The organism is Micromonospora sp. NPDC085948 (assembly GCF_040686315.1).
Lineage (GTDB): Bacteria > Actinomycetota > Actinomycetes > Mycobacteriales > Micromonosporaceae > Micromonospora.
In genome coordinates this window covers 514,732-534,349 of sequence record NZ_JBFBJW010000003.1, presented here as the reverse complement: position 1 = coordinate 534,349, position 19,618 = coordinate 514,732, and the positions used below count along the sequence as shown (strand labels likewise).

The window sequence follows — 19,618 nt, the reverse complement described above, 5'->3', positions numbered from 1 at the left end:
ATGACCGCACTCACGACACTGCTCGCCGCCTCCCTGCTGGTCGGAAACCTGGCACCGGCCCCGATCGCGGTCACCGCCGAGGCGATCACCTGGACCCCCGCGAACAGCGTGGCCACCGGTGACCAGGACCTGCCCGGCATCGCCACGAACCGCAACGGCCACGTCGCCGTGGTGTGGGAGGACGACCGGGACAGCAGCGCGCCCGAGGACGACACCCACAGCGAGATCTACCTGCGACTGTTTCGCGACGGCACACCCGCGTACGAGCTCAAGCTCTCCGGCGGGGGCACCAGCGGGGCCGCCTGGCGGCACATCAGCCCCGACGTGGGGCTCGACGACCGGGGCAACGCCGTGGTGGTCTGGGCCACCGACGGCGACGGCAACGGCGTCTACAACATCCAGTACCGGGTGGTGTCGCCCACCGGCACCGTGCTCGGCTCGGGGCAGGCCAACGCCAGCGACGCCGGGCAGCAGATCTGGCCGAAGGTGGCCGTCGACCCGGACGGCGCGCCGACCACCGGCGCGGTCGGGTTCACCGTGGTCTGGGAGGACATCCAGGGAACCGCTCCGGCCACCGTCAAGGCCGCCGGCTACACCGCGGCCACCACCAAGGGGTACGAGGTGACCGCCTCGCAGACCACGGGCACGCACCACCGCCCCGACGTGGCGGTGTCCGCCACCGGTGAGGCGCTGGTGGTCTGGGACGAGGACGCCGACGCGAACGGGTCGTACAACATCGGGTTGACCCGCCTGGCCCGGTCCAACGGCGCGGTGGTGCTGTCGCGGCGGACCGCCAACACGCAGAGCGGCGGGCAGCAGCAGCGCCCCTCGGTCGCGGCGAACGTCGTCGGAGACTTCACCGTCGGGTGGGAATCCGACCACAGCGGTACCCGAGGCGTCTGGGCGCGCTCGTTCACCGCCGCCGGCACCGCCCGGCACGACGAGGTCCAGGTCTCCACCGGGGCCGGGGCCGTCGCACCCGGGGTCGGCATCGACGACCAGGACAACGTGGTGGTGGGCTGGACGGTGTCGGGCGCCAATCCGGACGTCTGGGCGCGTGGCCTCAACCCGGACGGCACCTCCACCGGCCGGCTGGCGGCCCAGGCGCTGAGCCAGACCACGACGGGTCGGCAGGAGCACCTGGCCATCGCCTCGTCGCCCTGGGGCGAGGTGAGCCTGTGCTACACCGACGACAACGACGGAAACGCCTTCGACCAGGTGCTCCTCGGGTTGGGCGCGACGAACTCGACCTGGCTGCTGTCCGCCGACGAGCTGCGCCGCCTGAAGGCGCGGGGCACCAGGGCGAGCTGACCCCGTCGACCCCGGGTCGTCTGACACCTCCCGGTCGGGGAGGGGTCAGCCGGCCCGGGGTGGCCGCTCGTACCGGACCAGGGCGGTGAGGAGGGCCGCCAGCAGGCCGAGGGCGGCCAGCGCGGGCAGGATCCGGGCCGCCGGCAGCAACAGGAGGACGACGCCGATCGCGGCGAGCTGGCCCAGCGAGCCGCCGACGGTCAGCCGGAGGAACAGCAGACGACCGACGAGGTAGAGCGCGGCACCGCCGTAGAGCACCGTCGTCGCCGGCCATCCCATCGGCTCACCGGCGGGGTGTCGGGGCTGATCCGTCAGGTTCGCGAGGATCAGGTGGATGCCCAGGGCGAAGTAGACGACCCCGGCGACCAGCGGCAGGTGCGCCAGCGTGTACGCGTCCGACGCCAGTTGCTGACGGCGGCGGGTACGCGGCGAGGCCGAGGTCAGCACCTTCGCGGCCGCCGGGGCGACGCCCACGAAGTAGAGCCACCACAGGCACACGGTCGCGGCGAAGCCGAACACCGCGGCCACCAGCACCGGCCAGGCGATCGTGGCCCGGCCCACACCGGCCCCGGCCGACAGCAGGGACTCACCGAGCACGATGATCAGCACCAGACCGTGGCGTTCGGCGAAGTGCGCCCCGCTGCGGACCTCCCCGAAGCTGGCGGCGGTGGCGATCCGGCCACCGCCGTAGTCGACGAGGAACGCCACGGTCCACAGCACGGTCTGCGCGGTCCCGCCGAGGACGGCGCCCACCAGGAGCGGGACCCAGGCGAGTGTGGTGGACACGGCGAAGCGCAGGGTCTGCCGGCGGTACTGCGGGTTGCCGGACGAGGCGTAGGTCATCAGGGTGAGGTGCACCCAGCGGACCGCGATGTAGGCGATGGCCAGGGTGAGCGGCGGGCTCAACGCGCCGTCGTGGCGCTGCCAGGCTCCCGGGATCACCAGGGCGGCCACGAAGATGGCGGCCATCGCCGCGAGCATTCCGGCCAGCACGGGGCCGTTGTCCGCGCGGACCTGATTGCCCAGCCAGGCGTAGCAGCTCCACGCGTACCAGAACCAGAGCAGGAGCAGCAGCCCCTGGTAGAGGGTGAGTGGTCCCAGCGACTCCGCCATGAAACCGATGAGCCGCGTCAGCGCGAAGACCAGGACCAGGTCGAAGAAGATCTCGAAGGTGGTGGCTCGGTGTGCCTCCTCGACCAGCACCGGCCGGGACCGGCGGATGCGGCTCATCCGCTCATCCTGGCCGGTGTCACCCCTCGTCCGGGGGCCAACGGTCAGCTCCGCCGGATCAGGCGAAGAGCAGGTCGAGGTGGGCGTCCAGCGCGTCCAGTGCCTGCTCGGGGGTGTACTGCCCGCCCAGCAGGTAGACGCCGAGCCCTTCCATGAGCGCCAGCAGTCCGGCCGCGGCGGCGTCGCCGTGCCGGTCGGGCAGAACGCCGGCGATGAATCCGGTGAGCTGCCGGGTGCCCTCCCGGAGGCTGGGCGCGGCGGCCGGACGTACCGCCGTGTAGGCGAGGAACGCGAGCGCCACCCGCCCGTCGTCGCGGGTCCCCTCGTCCAGGGGCAACAGGGCGGCGATCATCGTGCGCAGCAGCAGCCGGGGCGGCGGGTCCACACCCAGTCGCGCCAGCGCCTCGGTGACCCTGATCTGGTTGCGTTCCCGCACCACGCTCAACGCGAACGCCATCATCTCGTCCTTGGTCCGGAAGTAGTGCTGGACCATCCCGGCGGACACCCCCGCCTCGGCGGCCACGTGGCGGAGGCTGACGGCCTCCAGGCCCTGATCGGCGGCGACCCGCATCAGCGCGTCCGCGATGAGGGTGCGTCGCTCCTGGTGATCGACCTTCTTGGGCATGGCCTCGATCGTTTCACAGTGGGTGGCCCGGACAGCCCGCCAGCGGCGCGGTCACCGGCTGGCGGGGGCGCTCGCGGGGGCGCCCCGCGCGCTGCGCAGGAGGCCGTCCGGGTCGTCGGCGTACAGGCGCAGCTCGTTCATCGGCAGGGTCCCGGTCTGCGCCAGGTCGAAGGTCAGCGGTCGGCGCAGCAGGACGTCGACACTGGTCTGGCTGCCGACCGAGATGGACACCACCCGGCGGTCACCCTCCTGCTCGACCTGCACCGATCTGCTCGACGGCAGCGAGCGGTAACGCTTGCGCAGGGCCTCGACGTCGGTCCACGGGATCCAGATGTCGATGCCCGAGCTGAGGCGTACGCGCAGGCCCCGGTCGCCCACCACGTGCGGGTGGATCGTCATGCTGGCGAGGAGGCCGATCATCCAGAGCAGGCCCCAGATGCCGAGGCCGAGCACGATCCAGCGGGCCGGCCGCCACGGCACCACGTGGGTGACGACCACATCGAAGATGGGGATCTCCACGACCGACAGGCCGATGAAGATGCCCAGGATCGGCGTGACCACGCCCCGGTAGCCGAACGGCTCGTCGCCCGGTCCCAGCGGCAGGGGACGGCGGCGGGCCCAGACGTACAGGCTGCGCCACATCGCGGCCTCGGCCTCGGCGGCCCGGCGCAGCAGTGGACCCACCCGCGTCCTGGTCGGTGCCAACGTGTCGGTCATGGTCGTCCTTCTCGGTTGGGAGCCGGCGGTCTGTGGACGGTGACGGTTCCGGCGCCACCGTCCACGGTGACGAGTTGTCCGGTCGTGATCGTCCGGGTGGCGTCCGGAACGCAGATGACGGCGGGAATGCCGTACTCGCGGGCCACCGTCGGGCCGTGCGCCATGATCGCGCCGGTCTCGGTGACCAGCGCCGCCGCGGTGAGGAACAGCGGGGTCCAGCCCGGGTCCGTGGTCGCGGCCACCAGGACGTCGCCGGGTTCGACATGGGCGGTGGCCGGGTCGTGCACGACCCGGGCGGGGCCGGTCACCCGGCCCGCCGACGCGCCCACACCGATCAGCGTCCCGTCGACGGCGGGCACCGCCGGCAGGATGGTCTCGACGTCGGTGCCGTCGGACAGCAGCGCCACCGGCACGTTCCGGCGGCGCAACTCCCGGCGGTGCGTGGCCCGTCGGGAGGCGACCGTCGCGCGCGGGTCGACACCCTGGTGTACGGCCGCGTGCGCCTCGTCGAGGGTCAGGAACATGATGTCGTCGGGTTGGTCCAGCAGCCCGGAGTCGTGCAGGTCGGCGCCGACGAGCAGCAGTTGGCGGCGCGTCTCGCGCAGCGGGTACAGCCCGGCGAACTTGCCGGCCTCGCGCAGGCCGGCGAGTGACCGCGCCCGGCGCAGCAGGAACCCGGCGATGCTGCCCCGCACCGGCCGCCGACGGCGGGCTCGCCCGACCAGCTCCCGCAGCGCCGCCTCCGCTGCCGCGCTGGCTCGCTGGAAGCGCTGGTCGGGACCCTGCCGGGGATCGGTGACCCGCAGGTAGTTGGCGAGCGCGGCGAAGACCGGGGTGGGATCCTCCGCCCAGCGCGGCACCCCGAGGTCGACCTCGGCGACGCCCCGGTGACCGTAGGCGTCCAGGAAGGCGGTCATGCCGATGTCGGGCAGCGTCCCGTGCCGGTGGCGTTCGGCCAACTCGGCCGGCGGGGTGTCGAGCAGGAGCTGACGGTGGTCGCCCGCGCCCTGGGCGAGTCGCCAGAGGGCCAGGTCCATCTCGATGGTGACGTTGTGCGGCATCCCGCCCAGCACGGCGTGGATCTCGTCCGGGCCGGCGACACCCTTGAGCAGGGCGGTCGGCAACGCGGTGGCGAGCATTCCGGCGACGATCGGCCACATGATCGCGTCGGCGGTGTCGTCGGCGTCGGCCTCAGTGGCCTGGACGAAGCGCAGCCGGTCGGCGGCGGTACGCAGGTCGGCGGGGGCGGCCGAGCGAACTCTCAACTGCTCGATCGCCTCGAACATCCGGGTCCGCGCGGCCTCGGGACGGGCCAGCGCCCGCAGGATCCCCACCACCGCGCGGCCGGCCGTCCGCAGCGACGCGGCCCCCGGTGCCCGGCCGCGCGTGGCGCCGCCCTTGGTCGGGGCGAACCGGGGATCCGCGAGCACGTGCTGCATCACCGCCTGGGCGCGCGGCCCGAAGTCGACAGCCAGGAGCCGCACCAGTCGCTTACGGGACGATCGGTCCCGCGCGAGGTCGGTCAAATCGCCGTAGAGGCGGCCGCCGATGTCGACGATCTCGACCCGCACCCCGAGCGCGGCGAGCATCGCGGCGATCTGCGCCCGCAGGGTCGACATGCCCATCGGGGTGACCGGTTGCCGCATGCCCTGGACGTGCCCGAACTCCAGGTAGACGCGGGGGAGGGGCTTCCCGCTCGGCGGCGGGGCGGGGAACAGGCTGGTGATCGGCCGGGACTGGAGGAGCCACAGCACGTCGTCCGCGTCGATGGCCCACTCGACATCCTGCGGGCAGCCGAAGTGCGCCTGCAACCGTTCGCCGGTGGCGCGGAGGCGGGCCAGTTGGGCCGCCGTCAGGCAGCCGGCCTCGTCGCGCGTGACGTCGTCGAGGAGGTAGTGGTCGACGGCGGTGGCGCCGTCCACCACTGTCGTGCCGAGGCCGGCGGCGGCGTCGACGGCCATCTCGTCGCGGCGCCCGGTCAGCGGGTTCGCGGTGAACAGCACCCCCGCCACCGTGGGGGTGACCATGCGCTGCACGACGACGGCCATCAGCACCGTTCGATGATCGATGCCGTGGGCCTCGCGGTAGGCGGTCGCGCGGTCGCTGTGCAGCGAAGCCCAGCACCTCTCGATGGCGGCGATCAGCTCGGCGGTGCCGGTGACGTTGAGGACGGTGTCCTGCTGCCCGGCGAAGCTCGCGTCCGGCAGGTCCTCGGCGGTGGCGCTGGAGCGCACCGCCACCGGGCCGGCGCCGAGCCGCTGGTACGCGGCGACGACCTCGGCCGTCGGGACGACCCCGAGTCCGTGCGCCTCGGTGGTGACGCAGAAACCGTCGGGGACCTGCTCGCCGTGCCGGATCAGCTCGCCCAGCCCGGCTGCCTTGCCGCCGACCACTGCGGTCATGGCGGCGGTCACCTCGGACAACGCGATCACGTGCATGGCGACCCACCCTCGTTGCAATGCGACTGCATTGAAACGACCATACCTCTTTTGCGATGCGACTGCAATGCAACAGCGCTGGCCACCGCCGTACGCGAGACACCCGATCCGGAAACCGTGCGGCTGGGGCTCTACGAGCCTCACGCGATCGAGCTGCTGACCGCGCTGGCCAGCGGGCGCCTGGCGCTCAGCCACGAGACTCGCTCTGAGTAGCGCGTTCGCCCAGTTGCGAACAGTCCATTCGCGGCTCGGCGACGGCACGGTCTGGTTAGGATAAGACCCCCATTTTCTACCCCAATTCACCCTGAAAAGGTGTCGATTTTGCCTCACATTTCGGGTGCCGTGCTGCCGGTACTGCTGGCATTGACGCCGATCGTGCCGGCCAACACCGTTTCGCCGGACCAGTCGGACTTCTCGTTGACCGTCAGCCCCAGCCGGATGGTCGTACCAGCCCACGAGATCGGGCAGCCGCGACAGTTCACCGTGACCAACCGTGGTCAGTCGGCGATCGACGTCTCGATGCGAACGGCGAGCTTCGCGGTGGATCCTGCGGGGGTGTTGACGTTCCGCTCGGACGTGGCACACACGGCGATCGACTGGGTCACGGTGAACCCGAAGCGCCTTCGGCTCGCCCCCGGTGCGACCGAACCGGTGGACATCCGGATCGCGTTACCGGCGAACGCCGAACCCGGCGAGCACCAGGTAGCGGTGATCTTCTCGGCACCACCGCCGGCCAATGCAGCCGGGACGAGCATCCGCCGCAGTGTCGGCGCGCCGATCTATGTCACGGTGCCGGGCGACGCGATCGAGTCGGTGCAGGTAAGCGACGTCGATGCGCCCGGTTTCGCGCTGCGTGGTCCGCTGGCGCTCACCGCGACGGTACGCAACGTCGGCACCCTTCGCCGCAATTTCGTCGCGGCCGACCGGTTACGGGCCCGGGTGGCAGGGGAGGACGTGACGTTCCCCGACTTCACCCTGCTGCGCGACGGCAGCCGACAGGTCAGCGCCCGGTGGGACGATCCACCCTTCATCTGCGTCTGTCGGGTGACAGTCGCGGTGCCGAACCCGGACGGCCGGGCGGGGAGCGCGCAGGCGACGGTCGTCATCCTTCCGCTGCACCTCATCGGTCCGACGGTGGGGGGCCTCGTCATCCTGCTCCTGCTCGGCTGGATGCTCCGGCGTCGCCGGGGCGGTACCGCTGCGGCGACACCGGCGCCGTCCACGGTGGCGGGTGACGCAGCGCATCCGGCGCTGCCGGCGTCGGTTCTTGACGACCTGACCCGGTAGGCCACGTGCTATCCCTCGGTCCGTCCCGATTGGTCTGGCCGGCGGGCCGATCGCCATCCGCCGAGCGTCTTTCACGATTCACGAAATCACGCTCAGGTCCGGTCCGTGTGCCGATTCGTCCTATATTTCCCGATTACGCCCGAAAGCGGCTCATCGGCTGACATAGCCTTAGTGCGTCTTATGGGGGGTTGACGCATGTCCGTGACGATGGTGAATGGCTTTACGGCGAGACGGGGTCGGAGCGGTGCCGCGACGAACGGCGTGCGCCCCTCGTTGACTGTCGCAATCGTCGACAGCACGGACGTGGCCCGTTGAACACCCGCACCCGGTCCTCGCGACTGTTCGGTCGCCGTGAGGTCCGACGCCGAACCGCAGTTGGCGTGGTGGGCACCCTGCTGGCCACTCTGGTCGCCGTGCTCAACCCGGTCGTCGCCGAGGCAGCCGGCACCGTCCTGTTCAACCAGCCCTTCCACAACAACACCCCGGACGGACTCGGTCCGATCGTCCTGCCGGCCCTACCCGCAGCGTCCACCACCCCGAACTTCGCCTGCCTGAGCGCCTCCGGCAACGTCAGCACCGGAGCCCTGCACAGTTGTGCGACGCAGACCGACGCGCCCGGCAGCGGCAAGCTGCGACTCACCGACGCCACCCTCAACCGGACCGGTGGGCTCTTCGGGGCGACCAGCGTGCCCACCGCGTCCGGGCTGGACATGACCTTCAACCTCTACCAGTACGGCAACACCGGCGGTGCGGACGGGATGACCCTCGTCCTCGCGGCGGTCGACCCCGCCAACCCGGCCGCGCCGGCCACCATCGGCCAGTCCGGGGGAGGGCTGGGTTACACGGGTACGCGGACACTGCCTGGTCTGGCCAACGGCTACCTGGGCATCGGGTTCGACGTCTTCGGCAACTACAGCACCACCACCTACCAGGGGAGCGGCTGTACCGACCCAGCCTTCGTCACCGCGTCCAGGATTCCGGGTCAGGTGCTCGTCCGGGGGCCCGGCCGGGGCACGGTCGGCTACTGCGGCCTGAACAGCACCGCCACCAACGGATCGTCGCCAGTGGTCCCACTGCGGGCCAACAACCGCGCCGGCTCGGTCGTACCGGTCGAGGTGGTCATCAACCCGACCACCTCCTCGTTCACCACCGACTCCGGTCTGGTGGTGGCGGCCGGACGTTACATGGTGGTCTTCCGGCCGGTCGGCGCGAGCGTCTCGCGGGTGCTGGAGGGGGCGCTGCCCGCGGTCGCCGCCGGCCTCTACCCCTCACCGAGCTGGCTGAACAGCAACGGCATCCCGCGTCAGCTCGCCTTCGGCTGGGTGGCGTCCACCGGCTCGGTGGTGGACAACCACGAGGTCGACAACACCAAGGTGGTGACCTTCAACCCGGTGCCCGACCTGAACGTCACGCAGACGAGCTACACCGGCCCGAACCCCCAACCCGGTGATCCGGTCAACTACACGGTGGTTCCCTCGGTCGCCGTCGGCGCCAACGAAACCGCCCCGGTCTCGATGACCGCGACCACGCCGACGGGTGTCGTGCCGGTCGGCGCGTTCGGAAGCGGTTGGGTCTGCGCGGCGCCAACGGGGCAGACCGTCACCTGCACCAACAGCAACGGACCCTTCGCCAACGGGACCTCGCTGCCACCGATCTCGGTGGTCGGCATCGTCACCGGGTCCGCCGTCACACCGTCGATCATCCAAACCCAGTCGACGGTCACCGCCTCGTCCATCGACGGCAATCCCGGAATCTCCACCACCACGGTCGTGGGTACGCCGCCGACGACACCGAGCGGAATCACCGTCTCACCCGCGACGAGCACGATTGCCGGTGGCGTCGCGGTGACGGTCGGCGGGACGAACATCGCCGGGGCGACCGCCATCGAAATCGGCACCACGGCGCAGCAGCAGGCCGGTACGCCGGTCGTCCTCCTGCCCTGCCCGTCCGGCCCGGCGGCGGGTTGCTTCACGGTCAACGGTGACGGGACGCTGAGCATCTCGTCCATGCCCGCGCGCAGCAGCGCCGCCACGGTGAACGTCACAGTGGTCACCCGGGGCGTCGCCGCCGCCGCCAGCTACGTCTACACCGACGTACCGGCCACCCCGGCCGCGCCCACCGCGACCGCCGGCCTGGCCAGCGCCACGGTGAACTGGACGGCACCGGCGAGCAACGGCAGCCCGATCACCAGCTACGTCGTCACCCCGATCCGCAACGGGGTGGCGCAGACCCCGATCACCTACGACACGTCCACCACCAGCCGGGTCATCTCCGGGCTGACCCTCGGAGCGACCTACACGTTCACCGTCGCGGCGATCAACTCGATCGGCACCAGCGCGACGAGTCCGGCGTCCAACGCGGTGGTGCCTTACGCGGTGCCCGGGGCACCCACCATCACGGCAGCCAGCGCTGGCGACTCGTCGGCCCGGCTGACCTGGACCGCACCCAGCACCGGCGGCAGCCCGATCACCTCCTACGTCATCACCCCGTACATCGGCGGGGTGGCGCAGACCCCGCAGACCTTCGCCAGCGCGGCAACCACCCAGACGGTGACCGGGTTGACGCCGGGCACCGCCTACACCTTCACGGTGACGGCCCGCAACGCGGGCGGCGCTGGACCACCGTCGGCGCAGTCCGCGCCGGTCATCCCGAACCAGTCGCCCAGCCTCACCAACCCCGCGCCGCCCGCCGGCGAGGTCAGCGTCCCCTACAGCAACCAGCTCACCGTTAACGGCGGTACGGCACCGTTCGCCTGGTCGATCAGTGCGGGCAGCCTGCCGCCCGGGGTGACCATCAACGCGAGCACCGGTCTGCTCTCCGGCACCCCCACCACCGCCGGGACCTTCGACTTCACCGTCCGGGTGCTCGACGCCAGCAGCCAGGCAGCCACCCAGGCGCTGAGCATCGTCATCGCGCCGCTGCCCACGCTGACCTTCCCGCCGCCGCCGCAGGGGCAGGTCGGCATCGCCTACAGCACCCAGCTCACGGTGAACGGGGGCACCGGCCCGTTCGTCTGGTCGGTGAGCGCGGGCAGCCTGCCGCCCGGGGTGACCCTGAACCCGAGTACCGGTCTGCTCTCCGGCACCCCCACCCTCGGCGGCAACTTCTCGTTCACCGTCCGGGTGGTCGACTCCTTCGGCCAGGCCGCCACCAGGACGGTCGCCCTCGGCATCACCGCCTCACCGACGCTGACGTTCCCGCCGCCACCGCCCGGCCAGGTCGGCGTCCCGTACAGCACCCAGCTCACGGTGAACGGCGGAACCGCGCCGTTCGTGTGGTCGGTCAGCGCGGGCACGCTGCCGCCGGGTCTGAGCCTGAACCCCAGCACCGGTCTGCTCTCCGGTACCCCCACCACCGAGGGTAGTTCCAGCTTCACGGTGCGGGTCGTCGACGCCGCCGGTCAGCAGGCGACCGCACCGGTCACCCTGGTGATCACCACCGGGCCGCTGGTCGTGACGAAGACCTCGAACGTGAACACCGTGGCGGCCGGCGGGACGGTGAACTACACGATCAGCGTGACCAACACCGCCGCGGTCGCGCTCAGCGGCGTCACCATCACCGACCCGCTCGGCGGGGTGCTCGACGACGCGGTCTACAACGCCGACGCGACCGCCACCTCGGGCACCGTGTCGTTCGTCAGCCCAACCCTGAGCTGGACCGGCAACCTGGCCGCGGGCGCGGCCGTGACCATCAGCTACTCGGTCACCGTGGCCAGCCCGCCGACCGGCAACCTGATGTTGACCAACACGGTCACCTCGCCCACGCTCGGCACCAACTGCAGCACCGGCAGTCTCGACGCCCGGTGCACGGTCAACGTTCCGGTCTCCGCGCTCACCATCGTCAAGACGGCGAACAGGACCACCGCGACGCCCGGCGACGTGGTCAGTTACACCATCGCGGTCACCAACACCGGGCAGGCCGCCTACCCGGCCGCCAGCCTCACCGACGCGATGGGCGCGGCACTCGACGACGCGGTCTACAACAACGACGCGGCGGCGACGACCGGTGCGGTCTCCTTCAGCTCGCCGAACCTGACCTGGACCGGCGCCCTGGCCGTCGGCGCCAGCGCCACCATCACCTACACGATGACCGTTCGCGCTCCGGACCCCGGCGACAAGGTCATGACCAACACGGTCAGTTCCGGCAGCCTCGGCAGCAACTGCCCGGCCGCCGCCAACGACTCCCGTTGCACCGCGACCGTCACCGTGCTGGTGCCCGGCCTGGTCCTGACCAACACCGCGAGCACCGCGAACACGACACCCAACTCCACCGTCGGCTACACGGTCACCATCACCAACAGTGGGCAGACCGCGTACACGGGGATCAGTGTCGCCACCTCACTGGCCGGGGTGCTCGGCCGGGCCACGTACAACAACGACGCGACCACCACCGCCGGGGCGCTGTCGTACACCAGCCCGATCCTGACCTGGACCGGTGACCTAGCGGTCGGCGCGACGGTGACCGTGACGTTCAGCGTGACGGTCAGCCCGGCGACCACCGGCGACCCGGTGCTGACCAGCGTGGTCTCGTCCTCGGCGGTCGGCAACAACTGCGCCCCCGGCAGCATCGACCCGCGGTGCACGGCGTCGGTCACCATCCTCATCCCCGGGTTGACGCTGCTCAAGACGGCGAGCGTGCCGAGCGCGACGCCCGGCGCGGTGGTGGCCTACGAGATCGTGGTGACCAACACCGGCCAGTCCGCCTACCTGGGGGCGAGCTTCACCGACTCGCTGGCCGGGGTGCTCGACGATGCCGCCTACAACGGTGACGCCGCCACCACCTCGGGGACCGTCACCTACACCAGCCCGACCATCTCCTGGAGCGGTGACCTCGCCGTCGGCGCATCCGCCACGATCACGTACTCGGTGACCGTCGGCAATCCCGCCACCGGTGACCGGTCGATGACCAACCGGTTGGTCTCCCCGACACCGGGCGCCAACTGCGCCACCGGCAGCGTCGACACCCGCTGCTCGGCGACGGTCGCCGTGCTGCTGCCCGGGCTGACCCTTACCAACACCCCGAGCGCGGCCACCGCCATCCCCGGCGACACCGTCGGCTACACCATCACCATCGCCAACACCGGGGAGACGGCGTACCCGGCGACGACAAGTGTCACGAACCCGCTGGCCGGCGTGCTCGACGATGCCGTCTACAACTCGGACGCCACGGCCGACAGCGGGACCGTCGACGTGTCCGGGGCGGTGCTGACCTGGACCGGCGCGCTCGCGGTGGGAGCGACTGCCACCGTTCGCTTCTCCGTGACCGTGCAGAACCCCGACGCCGGAAACCGGGTGCTGACCTCGACCCTCAGCTCGACGGCGGCCGGCAACAACTGCCCGGCCGGCACGCCCGCCGCGGCCTGCACGGCCACTGTCACGGTGTTGCGGCCCGGGCTGACCATCGTCAAGACCGCCAACAGCGCCACCACCGTCCCCGGTGGCGTGGTCACCTACACCATCACCGTGACGAACACCGGCGAGACGACGTACGCGGCGGCAGCGTTCACCGACTCGCTGGCCAACCCGCTCAACGACGCCACCTACAACGGTGACGCGACCGCCTCGTCCGGCACGGTCAGCTACGCCTCGCCCAACCTGAGCTGGGTGGGCGCACTGGGCATCGGCGCCGCCGCGACCATCACGTACTCGATGACGATCCTCGACCCGGACCCGGGCGACAAGTCGATGGTCAACACGGTGGTCTCCACCACCCCGGGCAGCAACTGCGCGACGGGCAGCAGCGACGCGCGGTGCACCGCCACCGTGCAGGTGCTGGTGCCGGCACTGACCATCACCAAGACCTCCGGCGTGCCGACCACCACGCCGGGCGCGACTGTCGGCTACACCGTCACCATCAGCAACACCGGGCAGACGGCGTACCCGACGCTGACCGTCACCGACGCGCTGGCCGGCGTGCTGGACGACGCGGCCTACAACAACAACGCGGTGGCCTCCGCCGGCACGGTCGGCTTCGTCAGCCCCAACCTGATCTGGACCGGGCCCCTGGCCGTCGGCGGGTCAGTGACGATCACCTACTCGGTGACGGTGCACGATCCGGTCGCCGGTGACCTGATCCTCAGCAACCGGGTCAGCTCGACAGCGGCGGGCAGCAACTGCCCGACCGTGGGCGGCAGCGACGCCCGCTGCACAGTCACCGTGCCGGTGGCCCGGCTGGTGATCGCGTTGGACGCCGAACCGGCCACCGTCACGCCGGGTGGGGTGATCCGGGTCGGCGCGACCTTCACGAACACCGGCCAGGTCCCCTACCTGAACACCAGGGTGAATCTCGACTTCGGCGGCTTCATCGACGACGTGCTGCCCACCGGTGACCAGACCGCCTCCTCGGGGACGTTGACCGCAGGCGGTGGCGGTGCGGTCTGGACCGGTGACATCGCGGTGGGGCAGACCATCACGCTGACCGGCACCGCGACCGTGCTCGACCCGGACACCGGCGACCGACAGATCAGCGGCCGCGCGTTCTCCTCGGCCGCTGGCAACAACTGTCCACCCGCGAGTACGGATCCGCGCTGCGTCTTCAGCGTGGCCGTGCTGGTGCCGGGCCTCGCGCTGGACGTCGTCGCGGACACGACGACCGCCGTACCGGGGCAGACCGTCGGTTACACCGTGACGATCACCAACTCGGGGACCTCGCCGTACAGCGCGATCAGTGTGGCCAACTCGCTGGCGTCGGTCCTGACCGACGCGACGTACAACGGCGATGCGGTGACCAGCGCCGGAACCCTGACCTTCGCCGGCACCACCCTCACCTGGAGCGGTGACCTGGCGGTCGGCGCGGTCGTCACGATCACCTACTCGGTGGTGGTGCGCTCGCCCGACCCGGGCAACAAGATCATGGTCAACACCCTGCAGTCCACCGCCGTCGGCAGTTCCTGTACCGCGACCGCCCAGGCGCCCGGGTGCAGCTCGACCGTGCTCGTCCTCACCCCGGCGCTGACCGTCGCCAAGTCGACGACTGCCACGACCGCGCTGCCGGGCACTGCGGTGCCCTACACGTTGACCATCACCAACTCGGGTCAGGTCGACTACAGCGCCGCGAGCGTCGCCGACGACCTGACCGGGATCCTTGACGACGCCGCCTACAACGCGGACGCCAGCGCCACGGCCGGCACGGTCTCCTACGCCGAGCCGGTGCTCACCTGGACCGGCGACCTGGCCGTCGGCGCCACCGTGACGATCACCTACAGCGCGACCGTCGACAATCCTGCCACCGGTGACGACGTGCTCACCAACGTCGTCACCTCCGCTGCGGCTGGTGCCAACTGCCCGGTGGGCGGCGCCGACCCCCAGTGCACGGTCACCGTCGCGATCGTCGACCAGTCTCAACTGACGTTCGCCAAGACCGCGAGCGTGGCCTCGGCCACCGTCGGGTCGGTGGTCACGTACACGGTGGTGGTTTCCAACTCCGGGCTCACCCCGTACCTCGGCGCGGCCTTCGACGACTCGCTGGCCGACGTGCTCGGCAACGCCGTCTACAACAACGACGCCTCGGCCGGCGGGGTCGGCACCATCGCCTACAACGCCCCGGTGCTCTCCTGGACCGGTGACGTGCCGGCGGCCGGGTCGGTGACCATCACCTACAGCGTCACGGTGCAGCCGGTCACCGGTGACAACCTGATGGTCAACACCCTGGTCTCCGACTCCGACGGCGGTAACTGTGCCGCCGGCAGCGTCGACCCGAGGTGCACCACGCGCGTCACCGTGTCGCAGGTGACCATCCTGAACACCGCCGACATGGCCACCGTGCTGCCGGGCGGAACGGTCGTCCTCACCACCACCATCACCAACGACGGCGGCACCGCCTACTTCGGCGCGGTCGTCAACCTGGGCGGCGCCAACCTGCTCGACGACGCCGTGCCGATCGGCGACACGGTCACCTCCGGCGGCCTCGTGGTCGGCCCGGACGGTCTCGCGTGGACCGGCGACCTGCCGGTGGGCGGTGTGGTGACCATCGCCAGCACCTTCCGCGTCCGCAATCCGGACCCGGGCGACAAGATCATCACAAGTACGGCCACCTCGGCGATCCAGGGCAACAATTGCCCGGTCGACGGCACCGATCCGCGCTGCACCGTCCGGGTCGACGTGCTGGTGCCGGCGCTGAGCATCGTCAAGGTCGCCAACACACCCGTCACCACACCCGGCAGCACGGTCGGCTACACCATCACCGTCAACAACACCGGCACCGCACCGTACGTGGGCGCGGTGGTCACCGACGACCTCACCGGCGCGCTGGACGACGCGAGCTTCGGCAACGACGCCACCGCCACCGCGGGCGTTCTGTCGTACGCGGCGCCGACGCTCACCTGGACCGGAGGCCTCGCGGCGGGGCAGAGCGCCGTCATCACGTACACCATGACGGTGTTCAGCCCCGACCCGGGCGACAAGACGATGGTGAACGCCGTCTCCTCGACCGAGGCTGGCAGCACCTGCCCGCCGGCCAGCTCCAACCCGGACTGCTCGGTGCTGGTGCCTGTACTCACCCCGGGTCTGGGCATCACCATCACCGCCGGCACGGCCAGCACGGCGCCCGGCGCGCAGGTGGGCTACACCATCGCCATCGTCAACACCGGGCAGACCGCGCAGACGGGCGTCACGGTGACCAACTCGTTGGCCGGGCTGCTGGACGACGCGACCTACAACGGCGACGCCGTCGCGAGCACCGGCACGGTCACCTTCACCAGCCCGAACCTACAGTGGTCCGGCACCCTCGCCCCGGGGGCGACGGCCACGGTCACCTACTCCGTGTCGGTAGCCAGTCCGGACGGCGGCGATCGTCTCCTGACCAGCCGGGTCAGCTCCGCGGCGGCCGGTAGTAGCTGCGTCGTCGACAGCACCAACCCGGCGTGTACGGCCACCGTGACGGTTTCGGTGCTCAGCATCGTCAACAGCGTGGCCCCGTCGAGCGCGGTGCCCGGCGGCACGGTCCGATTCACCACCACGGCGACCAACACCGGGACCACCCCGTTGACCGCGATCGAGATCGTGGCCGACTTCGCCGGCTCGGTCGACGACGCCACCTATACCGGCGACGCGGCGGCCTCGACCGGCACTCTGGTCCTGGTGCCGGGTACGGCATCGATCCGGTGGACCGGTGACCTGGCGGTCGGTGCGGTGCTCACCGTCACCGGCTCCTTCACGGTGAACAACCCGGACCTGGGCAACCAGATCATGACCTCGGTCGTCAGCTCCGCCGTACCCGGTAACAACTGCCCGCCCGGCGGCACCGACCCGTTGTGTACGGCGACGACCACGATCCTCATCCCGGCGCTGACCGTTTCGAAGACCGCGGACCGGGCCAGCACCGTCCCCGGTGGCATCGTCGGCTACACGATCACCGTCACCAACACCGGCGAGACCCCGTACACCGGTGCCACCGTCACCGACGACCTGGCCATCCTGCTCAACGACGCCACCTACAACGGCGACGCCGTCGCCAGCTCGGGTGTCGTCACCTACGCCGCGTCGACCCTCAGCTGGACCGGTGACCTCGCGATCGACGGATCGGTCACGATCACCTACACCATCACCGCCGACGATCCGCAGACCGGCGGCCGCGTCCTGGTCAACACGGTCAGCTCCACCGCCGCGGGCAACAACTGCCCGCCCGGAGGCTCGGATCCGGCCTGCACGGCGACCGTCCAGGTGCTGCTGCCGGCCCTGAGCATCAGCAAGCACGCCAACGTCGGCACCACCACCCCGGGCGGCACGGTGGGCTACACCATCACCGTCACCAACAGCGGCCAGACCGACTACACCGGGGCCACCCTGAGCGACAGCCTCGCCGCCGTGCTCGACGACGCGACCTTCAACAACGACGCGGTCGCCACCGGCGGCGTGGTGTCGTACGCCGCGCCGACCCTGACCTGGACCGGTGACCTCGCGGTCGGCGGCAGCGCCGTGATCACCTACTCGGTAGCGGTGCACAACCCCTCCGACGGTGACCGGAGCATGACCAACGCCGTCACCTCCACCACGCCGGGCAGCAACTGCCCGGCCGGGGGAACCGACCCGGGCTGCACCGTCACCGTCACCGTGCTCATCCCGGCGCTCACCATCACCAACGTCGCCGACGTGGCCACCACCACGCCCGGCAGCGTCGTCCGGTTCACTGTCACCCTGACCAACACCGGGCCCACCCCGTACGTCGGCATCCAGGGGACGACCAACCTCGCGAACCGCTTTGACGACTCCCGGCCCAATGGGGACCAGGTCGCCAGCTCCGGCACGTTGACCGTGGTCGGCACGGTCGTCACCTGGACCGGCGACATCCCGATCGGCGGGGAAGTCGTCATCACCGGCACGGTCACGGTCAACAACCCGGACACCGGCAACCGGGTCATGGCCAACACCGTCACCAGCAACGCGCCCGGTAGCAACTGCCCGCCCGCGGCGCCCGGTCCCGCCTGCACAGTCAGTGTCGCCGTGCTGCTGCCCGGCCTCGCCATCGACAAGACCGCCGACAACCCCACCATCACGCCGGGTGGCACCGTCACGTACACCATCACCGCCACGAACACCGGGGAGACGGGGTACGTCGACACGACGATCACCGACTCGCTCGCCGGCCTGCTCGGTGACGCGGTCTACAACGCCGACGCCACCGCCAGTTCCGGGGTGGTCTCCTACACGGCGCCGGTGCTGACCTGGCGCGGTGACCTGCCCGTCGGCACCGCCGTGACGATCACCTACACCCTGACGGTCAGCGACAGCCAGGTCGCCGGGCGCACCCTCGTCAACACGGTCACCTCCGGGGCGCAGGCCAACAACTGCGCGGTCGGCAGCACCGACCCGAGGTGCAGCACCCAGGTCGCCATCCTGATCCCGGGGCTGGGCATCACCAAGGCCGCGGACACCGCCACGGTCACCGCCGGCGGCACGGTCACGTACACGATCACGGTCACCAACACCGGGCAGTCGCCGTACACCGGTGCGACAGTCGCGGACTCGCTCGCCGGTGTGCTCGACGACGCCGTCTACAACGCGGACGCCACCGCCAGTTCCGGTGTGGTCTCGTACGCCACGCCGGTGCTGACGTGGACCGGTGATCTCCCGGTCGCGGCGGTCGCGGTGATCACCTACTCGGTCACGGTCAACTTCCCGGACAGCGGGGACCGGACTCTGGTGAACACCGTCAGCTCCAGCACCGTGGGCGCCGACTGCCCGGGATCGTCGGCCTGCACCACCACGGTCGCGGTCCGGATCCCCGAACTGAGCATCACCAAGACCGCCGACACCGGCACGGTCGTCGCCGGCGGGACTGTGCGGTACTCGGTGCTGATCACCAACAGTGGGCAGACGCCCTACAGTGGCGCCACCGTCACCGACTCGCTCGTCGACGTCCTCGACGACGCCGTCTACGTCGGTGACGCCGTGACCACCACGGGCGTGCTGTCCTACACCGCCCCGGTGCTCACCTGGACCGGTGACCTGCCGGTTGGCGCCACCGCCGCGATCACCTACAGCGTCACCGTCAACCAGCCGGTCTCCGGCGACGGGACCCTGGTCAACACCGTGGCCTCCACCACCCTCGGTAATACCTGCCCGGCGGGTGAGGGCGGCGCAGCATGCACCGCAACGGTCGTCGTGGCCGCGCAGTCGATCACGTTGTCTGGCCTGCCGGCCGGGTTCGCCCTGACCGGCCGGCCTCAGCAGGTGGTCGGTCGGCCCGAGGCGGTCACGATGACCGTCACCACCAACAGCCCCACCGGATACGCCGTGACAGTGCGCGGGCTGGCGCCCGAACTGGTCGGGGCGAATCCCGAGAATCCGTACACGATCCCGATCGAGAACCTGAGGGTACGGGAGAGCGGTACCAGCGTCTTCCGCGAACTCTCCGACGTGACGCCGGTGGTGGTGCACCGCCAGCCCGGGCCGTCGGCGCCGGGCGGGGACGCGATCGGCAACGACTACGAGGTCAGCATTCCCGCGGTCGTAGCCGACGAGTACTCCACGACGTTGGAGTACGTGGCGATTACCGAGTAACAGCCTGAGGA

General features: G+C 70.9%; 7 protein-coding genes. 3 read left to right on the top strand and 4 right to left on the bottom strand.

What is annotated here, in order from left to right; genetic code table 11:
- Positions 1 to 1,311: a hypothetical protein gene (locus tag AB0O48_RS12030; RefSeq protein WP_357246097.1), complete on the top strand. Its 1,311-nt coding sequence runs from the start codon at positions 1 to 3 to the stop codon at positions 1,309 to 1,311.
- Positions 1,312 to 1,356: 45 nt separating this feature from the next.
- Here AB0O48_RS12030 and AB0O48_RS12025 read toward each other — a convergent pair whose 3' ends face one another.
- The 4 genes from AB0O48_RS12025 to AB0O48_RS12010 are packed head-to-tail and all read right to left on the bottom strand — an operon-like array spanning position 1,357 to position 6,321.
- Complete coding sequence (locus AB0O48_RS12025; protein WP_365065003.1) at positions 1,357 to 2,541, bottom strand: low temperature requirement protein A; 1,185 nt, start codon at positions 2,539 to 2,541, stop codon at positions 1,357 to 1,359.
- A 58-nt stretch (positions 2,542 to 2,599) separates the two neighbouring features.
- A complete protein-coding gene (locus AB0O48_RS12020; RefSeq protein ID WP_365065000.1) occupies positions 2,600 to 3,166 on the bottom strand; it encodes a TetR family transcriptional regulator C-terminal domain-containing protein in 567 nt (188 codons plus the stop codon).
- Between the two features lie 51 nt (positions 3,167 to 3,217).
- Entirely contained in the window at positions 3,218 to 3,883 is a 666-nt protein-coding gene (locus AB0O48_RS12015) for a hypothetical protein (RefSeq protein ID WP_357246089.1), read from the bottom strand.
- Positions 3,880 to 6,321: a PEP/pyruvate-binding domain-containing protein gene (locus AB0O48_RS12010; RefSeq protein WP_365064997.1), complete on the bottom strand. Its 2,442-nt coding sequence runs from the start codon at positions 6,319 to 6,321 to the stop codon at positions 3,880 to 3,882. The genes AB0O48_RS12015 and AB0O48_RS12010 overlap by 4 nt, the downstream gene beginning before the upstream one ends.
- A 312-nt stretch (positions 6,322 to 6,633) precedes the next feature.
- Between AB0O48_RS12010 and AB0O48_RS12005 the strand changes: the two genes are divergently transcribed.
- Together AB0O48_RS12005 and AB0O48_RS12000 are read left to right on the top strand one after the other, a co-directional pair.
- Positions 6,634 to 7,608, top strand: a complete 975-nt coding sequence (locus tag AB0O48_RS12005) for a hypothetical protein (RefSeq protein ID WP_357570008.1) — start codon at positions 6,634 to 6,636, stop codon at positions 7,606 to 7,608.
- 380 nt (positions 7,609 to 7,988) lie between these two features.
- Complete coding sequence (locus AB0O48_RS12000) at positions 7,989 to 19,607, top strand: putative Ig domain-containing protein (RefSeq protein ID WP_365064993.1); 11,619 nt, start codon at positions 7,989 to 7,991, stop codon at positions 19,605 to 19,607.
- Positions 19,608 to 19,618: the final 11 nt, after the last annotated feature.